Source organism: Psychrobacter pacificensis (assembly GCF_900101915.1).
Classification (GTDB): Bacteria; Pseudomonadota; Gammaproteobacteria; order Pseudomonadales; family Moraxellaceae; genus Psychrobacter; species Psychrobacter pacificensis.
Genome location: NZ_FNAL01000007.1, coordinates 25,090 through 43,869 on the forward strand (window position 1 = coordinate 25,090; position 18,780 = coordinate 43,869).

Consider the following 18,780-nt stretch of genomic DNA (forward strand, 5'->3'; position numbering starts at 1 on the left):
CTGACTTGTAAAAAGAACTCTCATCTATGTCGAATAATCGCCGTCCAGCCTATTTACCAATCGCTATCATCGCTGTGGTCATCATAGTCATCGCGGCGGCGGTGATTGTGTGGTTTAAACCAGATAATAAACCGATGGCGACTCAGCAGTCGCTATCTGCTTCACCCACTGATAAGTCTGAGAGTACACTGTCCACGGCGCAAAGCAATACTCAAGCTGAGGCACCATTTGCTCAAAGCGATGCTTTATTTGTCACTGGGTTAGAGCGTTTGCCAGCCTCATTAAAGGGCACGCAAGTGGACGGCGAAATCATCATCGATGAAAACAAGCAGTTGGTCGTCACTGAAGGTCTGCGGCGTTTATTCGATTATTTTTTATCAGCAATAGGAGAGGAGGACGAAGCCGTTATTTTTGCGCGTGTCGAGAGTTATATCCGTCACCACACGCCAGAGCCAGCTGCCAGCCAAGCGGTCGCTATCTTTGGCAAATATGTGGCGTATCTCAAAGCGCTTCCTGAGATAGAAAAGCGTTATGGCAATCTGCAACTGCAAGCGACCCAAAATGGTGAGCTAGATTTGAATGCCATTGCTCAGCAAAAGCAGGATGTGGCGAGTTTACGTCAGCAGTATTTTGACAAAACCACCATCGAAGCCTTCTTTGGTGCTAGCGATAGTTATGATGACTATAGTATGGAGATGGTCAGAATCAATCAAAATGAGCAAATGAGTGAGGCACAAAAACAGGCTGCCAGACAAGATTATGTGAGCCGTCTACCAGATGGTGCGATCAAAACCAATATCATGCAGCAAGCCAATCTTAATGAGCTTATGGCTCGTACTGAACGGATGAAAGCGGCAGGTGCCAGCCCTGAGGCACTATACAATATGCGTCGAGAGCTAGTGGGCGCACCAGCGGCAGAGAGACTGGCACAAGTCGAGCAAGAAGATGCCGACTTCGATCAGCGCTTCACTCAGTATCAAACGCAAAAACAGCGCTTACTAAATCAAAGTGCCAATCCAGCAGAGGCGCAAATTCAGATAGACCAACTTGAGCAGCAGTTGTTTAATGATGCTGAGCGCAAGCGTTTATCCGGTTATGCAGCGTTGCAGGAAACCAAAACTCAGTAAGCATATTTCCTTAACATTAATTAACTTACAGCAATATAAGAGATGGGTATGCTAAAAGTGTGAATAAGCTATGATCATTGGGAGAAGTACGATCCAATGGCTGTGGCTTTAATACAACGATAGTGATACTTTGTTAAAACCAACCGTTTATTAAAATTATTCTAGGAGCTTATATGAAAAACTTAACCAAAGCATTGATGACTGGTATTGTCATGGTAACGGTACTCGTCGGTTGCCAGTCGATGTCAAGTATGACAGCGCCTGCGACTGAAGAGCCAAACATTACTGGTACAGATGTGATCTAAAGCAGTTGCTAATACGTGTACTGAGACCTATATGTATTACTTAAGGTTTCGATAAACGATATCAGTCATCAGATGCGATAGTCGCACGATAAAAACACCTCACTATTTAGTGGGGTGTTTTCATATCAGCTGACATCTGCCAAGAGAAGGTTTAAATAAAACCTCATCAAGAAGAGTGACATTATCACTGGGAAATAGCGTCAATAGTAAATATCAGTAGTCAGTAGTCAGTAGTCAGTAGTATGTATGAGGCAAAAAATATCCGCTAAATACTTACTCAATTGATAATGACAGTCACTGGTGAGTCAAACAAAATATCGCTACTGTCTGAAACAGTGAATAAGACAATTACCATAATAAATCAAAATTCTGAATGCGCTTGTTGGGTCTTGTGTCAAGTATGACCTTATGCTCGGCAAGGTTTTTGGATTCAATAAAAAAGGAATGTATATGAAAAATATGACTAAATTGATGATGGCAGCTACCTTTTCAGTTAGTGCTCTTGCCGCTGGTTGTCAGACAACGCCTACATTACCTGCGCCAGTCAGTCAGCCCGTCACTGTAGAGGCATTACAAGCGCACAATTGGCAGCTGGTTGATGCCAAACGTAGCAACGGTGAACAGGTGTCTCAGCTGTTCTTTGATCCAGCCAAGCCGCTCACTTTGAGCTTCATGAACGACAATGGTAGAAACTACGTGGCATTTATGAACACGTGCAACAATATGAGCGCGGGCTACAGTGTCGTCAATGGTGATGTGCAGATCAAAAACGGCATCAGCACAATGATGGCCTGTCCTGAGCCGCAAGCCAGCTTTGACACAGCAACCCTAGCAACCGTACAAGGCAAATACAGCCTCAGTAAAAATGCCAAAAATGTCCCTGTCTTAACCATCAAAAATGATAACCAAGTGGCTTACTTTAAAGCTGTCTCTAAATAACTTGGTGATTGAGTAAAGCGATATAGACATTCTGGTTAGATTTGATAAGGCCTCACTAATAAGTGGGGTCTTTTTTTCGTCCAAAGTTTGTCGAATTTTGCGCTACACTAGTGTAAAGCTGCTGTTACACCTTAGCGATTTTATTGGATACTATTTTATGTTTAAAACTATTATGTCAAAACCAACCACGAATAACATCACGATAAAAAGGGCGACGACGATCGCTATATTGGTGGCTCTCACTGGCTGTCAGACACTGCCTAGTGCTGAAATGAAAAAGCCGACCAGCACAGTGAATAGCAATCCACTGACTGCTGCTATGCCTGCCATTGATCGTCAAGGACACATTGCTTATGTGGAAGAGCAAGGGTCAGGGAGCGCAAAAGTATCGACACTCTATAGCATCCGCCCTGATGGCAGTGATCGTCAGCTCATCGATCAGATCACAGGCTATATCTATGCGCCAGCGTGGTCGGCTGATGGTCAACTGCTTGCTTATAGCAAACAAGCCCCGCGCGAGCATCCTAAAATATATATTTATGATAAAAGCAGCAAAACGCGCAATCTGGTCGTCAATGCTGAAGGCAGTAATCTGTCAGCGTCATTTTCACCTGACGGTCAATATCTGCTCTATAGCTCAACGGTCGGCGGCAATGCTGATATTTATAAGATGCGCCTAAGTGATGGGACAACTGAGCAATTAACGACACTACCGAGCACTGAGGTACAGCCCAGCTATGCCGCTGACGGCAAAAGCTTTGTTTATACCAGTGACAAAATCCGTGCTGGTCGTCCCCGTATCTATCGCTATCACTTCGCGACTGGTAAAGCCGTACCTGTACCGACAAATGGTTATGTCGCCAGTCCTCAGCTCAGTATAGATGGTCAGCGTATGGCTTATCTAAATGGTCGTAAGGCGGCTGTCATGACACTGACGACTGGACAAGTAGTCAGCCTGGCAGAAACTGGACTCGATGAACCGGCACGTCTATCTCCTTCTGGAAATTATGCGGTCTACCCAACGCGTTTTTCAAAAGTCAGCGGGCAAGTAGGCGGTCAAAGTTTAGGACGTCAAAAAGGTGGCGATTTGGTTATTCATTCGCTCTTAGGGCACACAAGTTACGCCATTAATAGCCAAAATGGTGGCGTCGTACGCTCACCGATATGGGGTCGTTAATAGCCACAGCTATATATTATGTAATGAAATGTATATATAATCACCTATAAAGAAACATAAGTCGATTCTAAAAATAGAAATATAACGGCATCAAGTCGAGCAATCGTCATTCATGTCATACCAAACTATGTAACTGAGTGATTAAAAACCAAAAACGATCCAGAGCAAATCGCGCGTTTACGAGAAGCAGAGCGTAAGGCTCAGTTAGAAACTCAGATGAAGGTGCAGCTCGCCTCACAAAAAATCCTCGCGGATAGCGTGATCAATAATGCCAAAGTCGTCAGCGATAGCATTGATAATGGCTTTGAGAAAAGCGTGAGCCAATTGCTACAAATATATAAGCATAACCATAAAGCGGAAGGCGAGTACCTCAAGCAAAACCAAGACGTGCAAAAAGCGCTGATGGATCAGCTGGTCGATGCCGTGGAGCAATTGCCACAAATTGCCACACAATATGGCAGATAGCTTGTCTCGTAGCTTAGCCGAAAGTCTGATTAAGAACGATGACAGTAAAGCCGTAGAGAACGATGCGCCTGATATCCATGAGCAGACCACACTGATGGCCAATGCCCTCAAGCAGGCGCTGGCACCACTGATGACGATGCGCATGGATGAGAAGCTCGCGATTGATAGTAGTACTGATCAATCTGGTAAGCTGATCGTCAACAGTCTCAATCGCCTAAATAAAATATTTGACGGTTATGAGTAATCGGTAAGGGTCATCATGGCACATAAAAAACAAAACCTACCACAAAAAACCTGCCCCGTCTGCCAGCGTCCGTTTACGTGGCGCAAGAAGTGGGAGAAGGATTGGGACAATGTAATTTATTGTTCGGAACGGTGTCGGCGGGGGAAGAGTAAAGCTGATTGAGTTACTACAAAGTATTAAGGTAAATTATGAGCAAGCATTATGAACATTCAAGCTTCCGAGAAAAGCTTATTGAACACTTATTTATTGGTGAAATGCTTAAACTTTCGTGGCAAAAAGATGATTGCCAATTAGAAGTCATGAAACCTGAAGTCGATAACGCTGGTTGTGACATTGTCCTTGAAGAGAATAATATCATTCGTCATATCCAGCTAAAAACTTCAAAACTTGGTGCTAAAAAATCAGGTCAAAATGTTAACGTACGTTTAGCTAACAAGCCCTCGGGATGTATTGTTTGGATAGAATTTGATGAACATACTTTAGGACTATGTTCGTTTTATTTTTTTGGGTCTGAAGCTGGAAAACCACTAACTGGGCTAGAGAATGCTAAAATTGCAAAACATACTAAAGCTAATGCGGATGGTATAAAAGCTGAACGGCCTAATATCCGCACTATCAATAGAGGTCGATTTGATCGTTACGATAGTATCGAAGCTTTATATGACGTTTTGTTTGTTCCAAAGAGTTAAGGTCAGTTATTATTGCTTTTGATAGGCTGATAATAACAAATCATAAAAAATAGCGTATCCAAATCGCTTTGAATACACCATTATTAATGATCTAAACCAGTTGTCTATTTAAACAACATCATCCCTTTTTGCAAAAATATTCGCCACCAACGCGCCACTAAAGTTATGCCAGACACTAAATATCGCACTCGGTAAGGCGGCGACAGGATTGAAATAAGTCGCTGCAAGGGCAGCGCCCAGACCAGAGTTTTGCATACCTACTTCCACCATAATGGCGCGGCGCTGTTTCTCCGTAAACCCAGACAAGCGCGCGATCACATATCCTAAGGTATAGCCCAGCATATTGTGCAGAGCCACCACGATAAAGACGATTGCACCGCTATCTAAGATCGTCGCTTTAGACACGGCGACTACAGCTGCGATGATAATAGAGATACCCAAGACTGACACCATTGGCAATACCTCGCTAACGAACTCGATTTTTTTACCCAAAAACTTATGAAAGATAATACCCAATAAGATAGGCAAGATGACGATTTTAGTGATCGTCATCATCATACTGGCTAGGTCGATGTCGATCAGCTGACCCGCGAACACGTTTAACAGGATAGGCGTCAAAAAAGGTGCAAGTAGGGTAGAGATAGAGGTAATCGCCACGCTCAGCGCCACATCCCCTTTAGCTAAGAACGTAATCACGTTACTCGACGTACCGCCCGGGCAGCAGCCAACTAAGATAACGCCCACCGCGATTAAAGGATCAAGGTTAAAGATGACCGTCAGTAAATAGGCAATCAATGGCATCAGCGTGAACTGTGCCAATAGTCCTACCAACACGGGTTTGGGACGTTTGACAATCTCTAGAAAATCTTTTGTTTTAAGCGTCATGCCCATGCCAAACATAATAATGCCAAGAATTGGGACAATCAAAAATGCCAACGAGGCAAAAAATTCAGGAAAAACAAATCCTAAAATAGCACTGACCAATGCCCAGATTGCAAACGTTTTGCCAATCCAACTAGAGAGTAATGCAATCTGATTCATAGCCTGTCTCACAACGATAAAAGGGATAAAATAGACAATAATTTAACATGGTTATTGGCAGCGAATGATAAAAGTATTTTGTGATACGTGCAGCGATAAGTTTGCTGAGAGCAGACAGAAGAGGACACAATAAAAAGGCTTAATCATGTTAAATGAATAAGCCAAAAAATAGCGATAAATGATCTAGGCGTTAACTGATTTGTATGTTCTTACAAATTCGGATTTAACCACTTCTCAGCCGTCTTTATATCCCAATCTTTACGAGTGGCATAATCCTCCAACTGATCTCGGCCGATTTTACCGACATTGAAGTACTCACTCTCAGGATGCGAATAATAAAAGCCACTGACCGAAGACGCTGGCCACATTGCATAGCTTTCGGTGAGCGTCGTGCCAATTGCCTCGACCGTACCAAGCCAGTCAAACAATTTGCCTTTTTCTGTATGCTCAGGACAGGCAGGGTAGCCAGGCGCTGGGCGGATGCCAACGTATTTTTCTTTAATCAGCTCATCATTGGTGAGGGTCTCATCAGCCTGATAGCCCCAATATTCTTTACGAATCAGCTCATGCAGATGCTCGGCAAAGGCTTCGGCGAGGCGATCAGACAGCGCTTGTACCATGATGGCATTATAATCATCGCCTGCCGCTTTGTACTGCTCAGCGAGGTCTTCTGTGCCGACGATGGAGACGGTAAAGCCGCCTAGATAATCAGTGTGCGTGTCCGACGGTGAGATAAAGTCGGCCAAGCTAAAGTTTGGCTTGCCGCTGGCTTTGTCCGACTGCTGGCGCAGATGCTCAAAGGTATGCGTAGGTTGGCCACCATCTGTAGGCGATTTGTCATAAACGCTAATCGTATCTGCGCCAGTGCGTTTGGCTGGAGCAATTTTAAACACCCCTTTAGCGATGATTAACTTTTCATCAATCATTTTTTGCATCAGGTTTTGCGCATTATCGAACAGATCACGCGCCGCTTCACCAACGACCTCATCTTGCAAGATTTTTGGATACTTACCTGCCAGACCCCACGAGATAAAGAACGGCGTCCAGTCGATATAGGGCAGCATCTTATCGATAGGGTAGTCGTCCAATATCACCTGACCGAGCTGATTCGGTACAGGCGGGGTATAGTTGTCCCAATCGTATTGAAAACCACCCTCAACTGATTCAGCATAAGTCAGCTTCGCCGCTTTTGGTTGACGCTTTGCCAGACGCTCGCGGACTTTGACATACTCTTCGCGGGTCTCATCGATGAGGGCGGTACGGTGCTCTTTGGATAGCAGCTTGGTTACCACGCCGACTGAGCGCGAGGCATCAGAGACATAGATGACCGCATCGTTTTGATACTGCGGTTCGACCTTGACGGCCGTATGCGCTTTAGATGTGGTGGCACCACCGATCATCAGTGGCAGGGTCATGCCGCGCTCTTGCATTTGCTTGGCGACATAGACCATCTCATCGAGACTCGGGGTAATCAGTCCTGATAGGCCGATGATATCGACTTTCTCTCTGATAGCGGTATCGAGAATGGTCTCGCATGGCACCATCACGCCCAGATCGACAATATCGTAGCCGTTACAGCCGAGGACCACGCCGACGATGTTTTTGCCGATATCATGGACGTCGCCTTTGACGGTTGCCATCAGGACTTTACCTTTGACTTCGCCTTCGATTTTTTCCGCTTCGATATACGGGTTGAGCCACGCGACCGATTGTTTCATGACGCGCGCCGACTTGACCACTTGCGGCAAAAACATTTTACCCGAGCCAAATAAATCACCGACGATATTCATACCGTCCATGAGTGGCCCTTCGATAACTTCTAGCGGTTTGGGGTATTTCTCCCACGCTTCTTTTGTATCTTCTTCGATAAAGGTGGTGATACCTTTGACCAGTGCATGGGCAATGCGCTCTTCTACCGTGCCCTCGCGCCAGCTCATATCGACGGTGCTGTCTTTTTTCTTGCCGCCATCCTGGTAGTTTTCAGCAACCGTCATCAGACGCTCAGTCGCATCCTGACCAGTTTCGCCTTGATTGCGGTTGAGCATGACGTCCTCAATCGCCTCGCGCGCCTCGACAGGGATGTCGTCATAGACTTCAAGCATCGACGGGTTGACGATACCCATGGTCAGGCCATTTTTGATCGCGTGAAATAGGAACACAGAGTTGATCGCTTCACGAATCGGATTACCACGGAAACTAAACGAAACGTTGGACACGCCGCCTGATACCATCGCATTGGGCAGGTTGTCTGTGATCCAGCGCGTGGCATTGATAAAGTCCGCGCCGTAGTTGTTGTGCTCGATGATACCCGTGGCGACCGCAAAGATATTGGGGTCAAAAATAATGTCCTCGCTAGGGAAGCCTACTTCGTTGACCAATACATCGTAGCTGCGTTTAGATATCTCGATTTTGCGCTCGTAGGTATCGGCTTGACCGTCTTCATCGAATGCCATGACGATAATGGCAGCGCCGTAGCGCATGCATAATTTGGCGCGCTCAACGAACTCAGCATGACCTTCTTTTAGCGAGATGGAGTTGACGACAGATTTACCTTGCGTACGTTTGAGGCCTTCTTCGATGATGTCCCATTTGGACGAGTCAATCATGAGGGGCACACGGCTGATATCTGGCTCGCCTGAGACGAGGTTGACGAAGTGAATCATGGCTTGCTTCGAGTCGAGCATGCCTTCGTCCATATTGATATCGACGATCTGCGCACCGCCCTCGACTTGATCACGCGCGACATCGAGCGCCTCGGTATAGGCTTCGGTCTTAATTAGGCGCAAAAACTTCTTGGAGCCTGTGACGTTGGTACGCTCACCGACGTTGACGAACAAGCTATCAGGCGTGATGTTAAACGGCTCAAGCCCTGAGAGGCGGCAGGCAGGCGCAATCTCTGGGATGGCGCGCGGCGGATAGTTCGCCACCATATCTGCAATGTGGCGGATATGCTCAGGGGTGGTACCACAGCAGCCACCAACGATGTTTAAGATTCCCGCTTTGGCAAAGCCTTCGAGTAGGGCGGCGGTCTCTTCAGCGGTTTCGTCATATTCACCAAACTCATTGGGCAGCCCCGCGTTTGGATGCGCAGAGACGTAAGTATCAGCAATGTTCGATAGCGTTTGGATGTGCGGACGCAGCGCATCCGCGCCAAGCGCACAGTTAAAGCCAACGGATAATGGCTTGGCATGGCGGATCGAGTTATAAAACGCCTCTGCCGTTTGACCAGATAGCGTGCGACCTGAGGCATCAGTAATCGTACCCGAAATCATAATAGGCAGCTCAAAGCCAATATCATCAAACACACCCGTGATGGCAAATATCGCTGCCTTGGCATTGAGCGTATCAAAGATTGTCTCAATCAAAATAAGATCGACGCCGCCTTCTATCAAGCACAAGGTTGCTTCACGGTAGTTTAGGACCAACTCATCAAAGGTAATATTACGAAAGGCAGGATCATTGACATCAGGTGATATCGAGCACGTGCGTGAGGTTGGCCCCACCACACCGGCGACAAAGCGCGGTTTCTCAGGCGTCTTGGCGGTAAATTCATCGGCCGCCTCGCGCGCAATCTTGGCTGCTGTCTTATTGAGCTCAGGCACCAAGTACTGCATGTCATAGTCAGCCATCGATAGCCGCGTACCGTTAAAGCTATTGGTCTCAATAATATCAGCGCCAGCGGCTAGGTGGTCATGATGGATATCGGTAATCATCTGCGGCTGCGTGAGCACGAGCAGATCGTTATTGCCGCGCACATCTTGGTCGATATCGGCAAAACGCTCACCACGATAATCTGACTCTTCTAGTTTATAGGTCTGAATCTGCGTACCCATTGCACCGTCCAACATCAAGATGCGTGAAGCCATCTGCTCAGTGATACGGGCGCGCGCGGTGAGCTGCTGTTCCTTATAAGGAAAGACAGCAGGTGGCGTCAAAATAAAGTCATCAGCGGATGATGCATCAGAAGTAGTATCAGATTGAGAAGAGGTCGGTGAGGTCATCGTTTGAGTCATAGGTGCGCTGCTTATATCGTCAATATTATAAAAGGAAGGAATAACAAACCAATAGAGTACAAAGTCTTATAAAGGAAAACATCAAATTTGAATTATTTTAGCATGAAAAATATAGCACACATGGATACTGTTCATTCTACTTTTACCATAGACAAGCAGATACCTATTCATTGAACTGCTGAGCATAGCATTAAATTCTGTTTCGTAAAGAATATGTGCACAAATGAATATCATTTCGTTTATGGATTACATAAAGCTTTGCTTATGCAAATGAAAGCCAACGCTTGTGCTTAAAAGTCCAACAGAGTTTACACCGGTACTACAAAAAGTTGCGTAAAGGCAGGTTGATAAAGGTTTTATACATGTTAATTTTATTTAATGACAATCATTCATTTGTTAAGTTTTTCTTATAAATAACTTATGGGCAAAAATTTATTATTGTTCTGTTGGTCTATCTAGATTTTGCTTATCAAGAAATAAGCGTTTGAATAGCACGAGCAACTGATATCAGAAGACAATATAACCTATAAGACAATAAGCGAATACATACTCAATCATTAAGGATAATGTTATGAAACTGACTAAAATTGCGACTATCGGCACGCTAGCTATCTCTATCGCTGGCTTAAGTGCTTGTAACAATATGATGCCAGCAAAAAGCGCAGATATGAAGCCGCCAATGCATAGCCAACAAATGGCAAAAATGAACGTGGTACAAGTTGCTCAAAGTAATTCTGATTTTTCAGTCTTAGTAGAAGCGGTACAAGCAGCAGGTCTAACGGGTATGCTGTCTGATCCTAACGCTCACTACACCATATTTGCCCCAACCAATGAGGCGTTTATGCAGGCAATGAAAGAGACTGGCATGACTAAAGCGCAACTGTTTGCTGATAAAGCAATGCTAAGAAAAGTACTAGGTTATCATGTCATCAGTGGCGACATGGCCATGTATGCCAAAGATGTCAAACCTGGTAATGTCATGACCGCAAGCAAAGACACGCTAATGGTGACGAATCAAGGTAAGTTGATGGACGAAAACGGTCGCACTGCCAATATCGTAAAAACAGATATCTCAGCGACCAATGGCGTTGTCCATGTCATCGATAGAGTGCTACTACCTAAATAAGATTCATTAAAAAATAATTATTTTTTATATTATGAAGATTTAGTGAGCAGCCATTATTTGATGAATTTTTCATTAGATAACGGCTGTTTTACTATTTAATTGGCATGATTTAGATATAAATAACGCCTATTTTAATGAGTGAGCATGACCAATAAGCGCGATCCTTCATACATCACAATAACCGATATACAAGTGAACAATGGTATATACGTGATTGATACAGTGCTACTACTTAAGTAAGTATCAATTAAAAATTAAACATTTAGAATTGAAACTATTGATATAGCGAATAATTACTTACAGCAAATTGTCTATAGCTAAAAAATGTCAATTATTGATATACGTATTAGCGTCAGCTATTCATGTAGTAAAGACAGTTATTCGCTAGACAAACCAGACATCCAATTATTAAAAGGAATGACCCATGTTAAAGAAGAATTTATTATCGATCGCAGTAGTAACAGCAGCGATGTCATTAGCAGCATGTAACGATACTGAAACAGTCGCAGACCCAGCTGAGCCTGAGGCTACTACTGAAGAAGTGGTGGTTGAGCCAGTAGCAGAGACCGAAGCCGAGCCAATGGTTGAAGCCGAGCCAATGGCAGATGACATGAATATGGAAGCGACACAAACCATCGCAGAAATCGCTGCAAACAACGACAATCTCACTATTCTGACAGCGGCACTAAAATCAGCGGGTCTTGACACCATGTTGATGGAAGACACCAAATACACTGTATTTGCACCAACTGATGATGCATTTGCCCCTGTATTAGAAAAATTAGGCGTGACCAAAGACGAGCTATTGGCTAATAAAGACTTATTAAAAACCGTATTGCCTTATCATGTTGTTCCAATGGAAGTGAAAGCAGCTGATATCCCTTATGGTACCGATATCGAAACGGCGAACGGCAAAACCATCTCAATCAGCGAAGACAATGTTATTACTGATGCGGCTGGTAACACAGCCAACATCACAGGTACTGATATCATGGCAAGCAACGGCGTGATTCATACAATCGACACAGTATTGATGCCTGAGTAAGATTAATATTTAGTTAAGTTACTCTGAGACTTAAGAAGAGTAAAAGAGCCTAGCTATAATGCTGGGCTTTTTTGTGTCTATAAGATGGTGGCACGTAACAGCGGTATCTTAAAAATCTGTGTTATTTATTTGCAATAAAAAAGCCCGAGACCATTGCCTCGGGCTTTTAGGAAGACTGAATAAGATTGAGCAGTAGCTACGTTAGCGCATATTATCTCTATTACTTACGTAGTGGGTCTACATTCGTTCTTTTTTGGTCTGCTAGATGACGCTCTTCCCAATAAGGTGCGTTTTTGATACCGAATTTTGCAGGATCAAAACTGTAACGTGCCACACCAGCTTTACGTTGTGCTTCGTAGTCTTTAAGCATGGTAAGCGTTGGACGAGCCACGATAAAGATAACAAGGATACCAACAATGTTGAGCCAAGCCATAAGACCAACACCGATATCGCCGATGGCCCAGATATAACCAGCTGAGTTAAGACCCCCATAAGCAACCATCGCCATGATCAATACTTTAACGAGGAATAGACCAGTTTTGTTTGCGTTACGACCAAGGAAGCGTGTCAAGTAAGCGACGTTTACTTCAGCGATGTAGTAATACGCTAGGATAGTTGTAAAGGCAAAGAAGAATACAGCAATTGCGATAAACGCGTTACCAAATGTACCGTATACCGATTCCATTGCCATCTGCGTAAACGCAGGCGCATTGATTTCAGTCGTAGCGGCAACGTTCTGAACGATGAACTGACCATCTGGTAGTGTACCTTGAATGTTGTACATGCCAGTAGATAAGATCATGAATGCAGTCGCAGAACAAACCAACAATGTATCAACATATACTGAGAATGCCTGAACAAGACCTTGCTGTGATGGATGCTCAACTTCAGCAGCTGCGGCAGCGTGAGGACCTGTACCCTGACCGGCTTCGTTAGAGTAAATACCACGCTTAACACCCCAACCGATTGCTGCACCAAAACCTGCTTGTGCAGTGAATGCATCGCCAATGATCATGCCAAATACATCTGGAATCAAGCTGAAGTTGCTGAGCATGATGATTAAGGCGAGGACGATGTAACCAAGTGCCATAAATGGAACGGCAAACTCAGTAAAGGTTGCAATACGCTTAATACCACCGAAAATGATGACACCTAATACGACTAAGATAATGGCCAAGCCAACCAAGCGCATAGAGCCAACTTCTAGGCCTGCAACGTTCATGATCGTACCTTCGCCCATTAACTGTGCGAATGCACTGATAACACCGTTGGCCTGTACGCCAGGTAAGAACATACCGCATGATAAAATAGAAGCGATGGCGAAGAGGATGCCGTACCATTTTTGACCAAGCGCACGCTCAAAGTAATAAGCAGGGCCACCGCGATATTCGCCAGTTACCACATCTTTTTCTTTGTAAATCTGTGCAAGGGTAGACTCGACATAGGCAGTAGACGCGCCTAAGAACGCCACGATCCACATCCAAAATACAGCACCTGGACCACCGAAGCCGATAGCAGCAGCTACCCCAGCGATGTTACCCATACCCACACGTCCTGCGAGGGAAACGGCTAGTGCCTGAAATGACGAAATACCATCAGTACTGGACTTACCAGTGAATAGTAGTTTGATCATTTCACCGAATAGACGTACTTGTACGAAGCGCGTCATGATGGAATAGAACAGACCAGCGCCCAAGCACAGATAGATCAGTGCTGGGCTCCAGATAATTCCGTTTACCAAGTTAACTAAACCTTCCATATGTATATTCCTAGTACTGTCTCAAGGTGGCTCTGTATGCTAGGAGTAAATTAACTGGTTAACTTACTTATTTAAGTTAAGCAGTTAAATTAGCTGCATCGACTCATATCTATATTAGTTAAGTCTCATACGTGCTTAGCCACCAAGAATGGACTGTAGTTGTCTGTATTTATCCGCTTGGCTTCATCAGTGACATAGACTATTTTTATAGCGCTTGTCATTGATAGCATTAATATCAGCTGTGTGTTTGATTGTTCTACAGCCTCAACTACTGCGGTGTCCTATCATCACGTTATGAATGAGATGAGTTATAAGTCCGCGGATAAAACAGGCGGTTATATAATTAAATACTCTTCATGATAAGGGTATTTAATTTGCTATGAGCCGTCCCGATTGACTACACTGTTGGTAGGGCGAATTGATGGTATTAGTGGAGTATTCGTAAGTTGAATAATGTCTTCTTTACACATCGATCAACTCGCTAATACGTATCAAGCTATAAGTCCACTACCAAATGTATTCAAACCATACGGCTACGTAACTGCAATTTGCCATATTTTTGTCCTAATTACTAGAAATTTCTTTGTGTATGGACGGATAAGTTTTATTTTTGGACCATCGATTTATGCATCATTAGCCTTAATAAAGAAGCGAATTTATGAACTGGCAATTCATTTAATAAACTTTCGTCTATCTAAAAAGTAATAGCACTACATAAAGGTATAACCAAAAAAATGACACCCAGTTGTTGCGGTTGTGTTTTGGTAACGGTCAATTGTAAAAGCATCATGATAGCGTCATTATGAGCAGTATATCTTGTAGCTTATAAGACTGAGCAATATGCATGAGTGGTTTTTCATGTTGTGTCTGTAGATATAAAAGCTACAAGCACGTGCCTTTATATAAAATATAGAACGCATATGACCGTTAGATGATTTTGAAGGCATAAGCGCAAAAAAATTATTAAAAAACGTGTTACCAGATATTTGTTATTTATCATTATTAGGAGAAACAACGATGACGCGTAAATCTATTATGAAGCCGATGTTGCTAGCAGCACTATTGACGACCTCTACTGTCGGTTTGAGTGGTTGCGGTTATAACAATCTGCAGGCGCAAGACGAGCAAGTAACGGCTTCGTGGTCAGAAGTGGTCAACCAATATCAGCGCCGCAGCGATTTGGTACCAAACTTGGTCAAAGTCGTACAGCAGTATGCTGAACAAGAGCAAGAGGTGTTCACCCAAGTGGCACAAGCGCGCTCGCGTGCGGGCGGCATCACGGTGACGCCTGAAGTGCTCAATGACCCAGAAGCAATGGAGCGTTATGCTGCTGCGCAAGAGCAAATGACAGGCGCATTATCACGCCTGATGGCAGTGTCTGAGCGTTACCCTGAGCTAAAATCAGATGCGCTGTTCCAAGATCTGCAAGCGCAGCTAGAAGGGACTGAGAATCGCATCACGGTTGCTCGTAACCGCTATATCCAAGAAGTGCAAGGCTACAACACCACCGTGCGCCAGTTCCCAACCAATATCACCGCAAAAGTATTTGGCATGGATACCAAACCAAACTTTACCGTTGCTAATGAAGATGCCATCTCGACAGCGCCAAGTGTTGATTTTGGCGATTCTGCAAAAGCAGAGTAGAGCGCAATTGATATATACAAAAATAGAGCGGTGTATGCCGCTCTATTTATTTAGCTGATGACTATTAGTTAATGTCTATTAATTTATAAAGATGTCATTTGAGGTGGTAGAGATTAGATGAATAATTCAAAAGCAATCTTATCAGCATTACTGTTTACACTGAGTGTCAGTGGTGTATCGATGTCACATGCTGCGCCTGGTGACGATGTTGGCACGGCTGTAGCGACAGATAGCCCCTCAAATCTGCAAAATCGTAGTGTTGAAGACTTGGTAGCCATTGCCAAAGCTGGTGAATCCAATGAAGCGATCAATGATGCGGTATTAAATAATGATGCCATCAATGGTGCGGTGCTTGGTAATGACGCTATTAATCAAAGCGCAGCAAATGATGAGGCAACCGCTAGTGCGCAAGCGCCAGCTCAGCCACCAGTAACCTCAAGTGCCCAGAGCATTGATGCTGACAAACTAATACTGAATGAACCAGTCGTTGATCAAGCCAATATCTTAAATCCGCAAGAAAAACAGCGTCTAGAGGCGCAGCTAAGAAATATTTATCAGCAGGGTTTGGCACAAGCAGCAGTGGTCATCGTACCAACAACCAATGGTTTGCCTATATTTGACTATGCTTTACAGGTTGCAGAAAAATGGCAATTGGGCGACAAAGATATTGACGATGGTCTGCTCATCGTCGTAGCAGTCAATGACCGTGACATGTATATCCTCACAGGCTATGGGTTAGAGGGTGTATTGCCAGATGCTGCGGTCAATCGTATTATCCGTGAGGACATCACACCATTATTTAAGCAAAACAACTATGGTGCTGGGATACTGGCTGGCGTGGATGCACTCAAGGCACGTCTAACGGCTGACCCTGAGGTATTGGCGCGTGCTGATGCCCAAGCTGCTGAGCGTAGTGCCGTGCAAGGCTCAGATGAGCTACCATCACCTATTTTCTTATTTATTATGGCGATGATATTTGGTAGCTTTATTACCAATATTTTGGGCCGAGTATTTGGTTCTATTATCACGGCAGGCGGCTTTTTCGCCGGTTCATTAGCGCTTGGCGGCGGCTTTTTTATGACATTGATCATGGCGATATTTATATGGATGTTCTTGATTTCCCGTGGCGGCGGTGGTGGCAAAGGCGGCGGCGGTAAAGGTGGGCGTAGAGGCGGTGGCATGATTTTCTTACCCGGTATGGGCGGCGGAAGTGGTGGCGGCTTTGGCGGTGGTGGTTTCGGTGGTGGCGGCTTTGGTGGTGGTGGCGGCGGTTTTGGCGGTGGCGGTGCTGGTGGCTCGTGGTAAGTGTCTATTTATTAAAAGCTCAGCTTAGTTATTAGAAGCTCAGATTAGTAAAGACTCAAATTAATAAAAGCCAAAAATAGAGTCCCAGTACATAGACCCAAATAACCATCAAAAATGACGTAATTGAGGAAAAATATAATGGCAGAAAATCATGCTTCAACTTCTAGCTTTGCTCGATGGTGGCGTCAGGTCTTGTTTGTCCCTTTGCTACATAGCAAGTGGCTGACAGCAGAAGCCAAAGCACGCCTGACAGATGAGGTGACACGCGCTGAGCGTGGGCATCGCGGTGAGGTGTTTTTGATTGTAGAGAATCATTTACCGATTCAAGACGCTTATCATATGGATTGCCGCAAGCGAGCAATTGATCTGTTTAGTGAATATCGAGTTTGGGATACCGAAGAGAACACAGGCGTTCTCATCTATGTCAATATCTGCGAGCATCAGTTAGAGATTGTGGCGGATCGCGGTATCAGCACTCATGTAAGCCCAACTGTCTGGAGTGCTATGTGCGAAAAAGCAGTATCAGGTATCAGCAACAAGAAGACAGAAGAGAGCTTGGCCCAATTGTTGGATGAAGTGGGACAAGTGCTGCGCCAGTACTATCAGCTTGAGCACAATCCAGCAGGCAATGAGCTGTCTGATACCGTGGTATTTTTAAAATAGTAATACGGCATCTTGAAGCGCATTATTGATAGAGTCGAAGGTGACTGTTCTCGTCTCTAGGGTTTTGATGCTAAAATATCGCACGCAAAATGTTCGTACCGTTTAAAGACGGTACAAATATATAAATTGTCCACGGCTCGTCTCGATGACACCATTATTGGAATACTATGATTGATTTAATACAGAAACTACCAAAAGCGGAACTTCATTTACATATCGAAGGGTCATTAGAGCCTGAGCTGATGTTTAGACTGGCAAGAAAGAACAACGTAGAGATCCCTTATGACAGCGTAGAAGACGTGCGCGCCGCCTATAACTTTAATAATCTGCAAAGTTTTTTAGATATCTACTATGCTGGCGCAAATGTCTTACTCACCCAAGACGACTTTTATGATTTGACGTGGGAGTATATTCTTAAGTGTGTTGAAGACAATGTCATCCACACAGAAATATTCTTTGATCCGCAAACCCATACCGAGCGCGGCGTGGCTTTTGAAGCGATCATCACAGGTATCAAAGAAGCACTAGCAGATGCCAAAGCAAAATACGGCATCACCTCTTGTATCATCATGTGTTTTTTACGCCATTTATCGCAAGAAGCAGCGTTTGAAACATTAGAGCAAGCAATGGCATTTAAAGAGGACATCATCGGTGTTGGCCTTGATTCATCAGAGCTTGGTAACCCACCATCGAAGTTCAAAGAAGTCTTTCAAAAAGCTAAAGAAGCAGGCTTTAAACTGGTCGCTCATGCAGGCGAAGAAGCGGACTTTTCATATATCTACGAAGCGCTAGACTTATTGAATATCAACCGCATCGACCATGGTGTGCAGTCGATAAAAAGCCCAGAGCTGATGCAGAGACTCAAAGACGAGCAAATGCCACTAACCGTTTGCCCGAACTCAAATATCGAACTGCGAGTTTTTGATAATTACAAAGAGCATAATATCAAAGCGCTTTTAGACTATGGGCTTAATATCAGCGTCAATTCAGACGATCCTGCCTATTTCAAAGGCTATGTGAACCAAAATTTTATCAACTTATATGAGAATCTACCGATAACAGAAGAGGATATTATTACGTTAGTAAAAAACTCATTTAGATCGGCATTTATCAGCGACGAGCTAAAAGAAGATTACTTGGCGAAAGTGGACGCGGTATTGCAATAAGCTTTAGCGAGCTTATTTTTAGTAGTAAAGGCTTAACGGTTGATAGCAATCGTTAAGCCTTTTTTATTGTTT

The 18,780-nt window shown here is 44.3% G+C and carries 17 protein-coding genes; 14 read left to right on the plus strand and 3 right to left on the minus strand.

Annotated elements, in window-relative coordinates:
- Positions 1-26: 26 nt before the first annotated feature.
- The 8 genes from BLR43_RS05700 (at position 27) to BLR43_RS05730 (ending at position 4,946) form a co-directional block, all read left to right on the plus strand.
- A complete protein-coding gene (locus BLR43_RS05700) occupies positions 27-1,127 on the plus strand; it encodes a lipase secretion chaperone (protein WP_093069481.1) in 1,101 nt (366 codons plus the stop codon).
- A 173-nt stretch (positions 1,128-1,300) separates the two neighbouring features.
- Positions 1,301-1,432: a hypothetical protein gene (locus BLR43_RS13920; RefSeq protein ID WP_257785223.1), complete on the plus strand. Its 132-nt coding sequence runs from the start codon at positions 1,301-1,303 to the stop codon at positions 1,430-1,432.
- 450 nt (positions 1,433-1,882) lie between these two features.
- On the plus strand, positions 1,883-2,371 hold the full coding sequence (locus BLR43_RS05705; protein ID WP_093069483.1) for an META domain-containing protein: 489 nt from the start codon (positions 1,883-1,885) through the stop codon (positions 2,369-2,371).
- A 157-nt stretch (positions 2,372-2,528) separates the two neighbouring features.
- The gene (locus BLR43_RS05710; RefSeq protein WP_093069486.1) at positions 2,529-3,548 is read left to right on the plus strand and encodes a PD40 domain-containing protein; all 1,020 of its coding nucleotides are present in this window, start codon (positions 2,529-2,531) and stop codon (positions 3,546-3,548) included.
- Between the two features lie 216 nt (positions 3,549-3,764).
- On the plus strand, positions 3,765-4,013 hold the full coding sequence (locus BLR43_RS05715) for a hypothetical protein (protein WP_093069488.1): 249 nt from the start codon (positions 3,765-3,767) through the stop codon (positions 4,011-4,013).
- Complete coding sequence (locus BLR43_RS05720; RefSeq protein WP_093069490.1) at positions 4,003-4,257, plus strand: hypothetical protein; 255 nt, start codon at positions 4,003-4,005, stop codon at positions 4,255-4,257. The genes BLR43_RS05715 and BLR43_RS05720 overlap by 11 nt, the downstream gene beginning before the upstream one ends.
- A gap of 15 nt (positions 4,258-4,272) precedes the next feature.
- Positions 4,273-4,419 carry a DUF2256 domain-containing protein gene (locus BLR43_RS05725; protein ID WP_093069491.1) on the plus strand — a complete coding sequence of 49 codons (147 nt, stop codon included), beginning with the start codon at positions 4,273-4,275 and terminating at the stop codon, positions 4,417-4,419.
- Positions 4,420-4,445: 26 nt separating this feature from the next.
- Complete coding sequence (locus BLR43_RS05730) at positions 4,446-4,946, plus strand: hypothetical protein (RefSeq protein WP_093069493.1); 501 nt, start codon at positions 4,446-4,448, stop codon at positions 4,944-4,946.
- 108 nt (positions 4,947-5,054) lie between these two features.
- Here BLR43_RS05730 and BLR43_RS05735 read toward each other — a convergent pair whose 3' ends face one another.
- Together BLR43_RS05735 and metH are read right to left on the minus strand one after the other, a co-directional pair.
- Positions 5,055-5,987 carry a bile acid:sodium symporter family protein gene (locus BLR43_RS05735; RefSeq protein WP_093069496.1) on the minus strand — a complete coding sequence of 311 codons (933 nt, stop codon included), beginning with the start codon at positions 5,985-5,987 and terminating at the stop codon, positions 5,055-5,057.
- Positions 5,988-6,196: 209 nt separating this feature from the next.
- Positions 6,197-10,000, minus strand: a complete 3,804-nt coding sequence (gene metH, locus BLR43_RS05740; protein WP_093069498.1) for a methionine synthase — start codon at positions 9,998-10,000, stop codon at positions 6,197-6,199.
- Between the two features lie 571 nt (positions 10,001-10,571).
- Between metH and BLR43_RS05745 the strand changes: the two genes are divergently transcribed.
- Entirely contained in the window at positions 10,572-11,126 is a 555-nt protein-coding gene (locus BLR43_RS05745) for a fasciclin domain-containing protein (protein ID WP_093069500.1), read from the plus strand.
- Between the two features lie 424 nt (positions 11,127-11,550).
- A complete protein-coding gene (locus BLR43_RS05750) occupies positions 11,551-12,171 on the plus strand; it encodes a fasciclin domain-containing protein (protein ID WP_093069503.1) in 621 nt (206 codons plus the stop codon).
- 220 nt (positions 12,172-12,391) lie between these two features.
- On the opposite strand, the gene BLR43_RS05755 is transcribed toward BLR43_RS05750, so the two are convergent.
- Positions 12,392-13,930, minus strand: coding sequence for an alanine/glycine:cation symporter family protein (locus BLR43_RS05755; protein WP_071002236.1), 1,539 nt, complete (start codon positions 13,928-13,930; stop codon positions 12,392-12,394).
- A gap of 1,017 nt (positions 13,931-14,947) precedes the next feature.
- Here BLR43_RS05755 and BLR43_RS05760 point away from each other — a divergent pair.
- From BLR43_RS05760 to BLR43_RS05775, 4 genes are all read left to right on the plus strand, one after another.
- Positions 14,948-15,574 carry a LemA family protein gene (locus BLR43_RS05760; protein WP_093069506.1) on the plus strand — a complete coding sequence of 209 codons (627 nt, stop codon included), beginning with the start codon at positions 14,948-14,950 and terminating at the stop codon, positions 15,572-15,574.
- Positions 15,575-15,691: 117 nt separating this feature from the next.
- A complete protein-coding gene (locus tag BLR43_RS05765) occupies positions 15,692-16,879 on the plus strand; it encodes a TPM domain-containing protein (protein WP_093069509.1) in 1,188 nt (395 codons plus the stop codon).
- Positions 16,880-17,017: 138 nt separating this feature from the next.
- Entirely contained in the window at positions 17,018-17,542 is a 525-nt protein-coding gene (locus BLR43_RS05770; RefSeq protein ID WP_093069511.1) for a TPM domain-containing protein, read from the plus strand.
- 167 nt (positions 17,543-17,709) lie between these two features.
- On the plus strand, positions 17,710-18,708 hold the full coding sequence (locus tag BLR43_RS05775; protein ID WP_093069514.1) for an adenosine deaminase: 999 nt from the start codon (positions 17,710-17,712) through the stop codon (positions 18,706-18,708).
- Positions 18,709-18,780 lie beyond the last annotated feature (72 nt).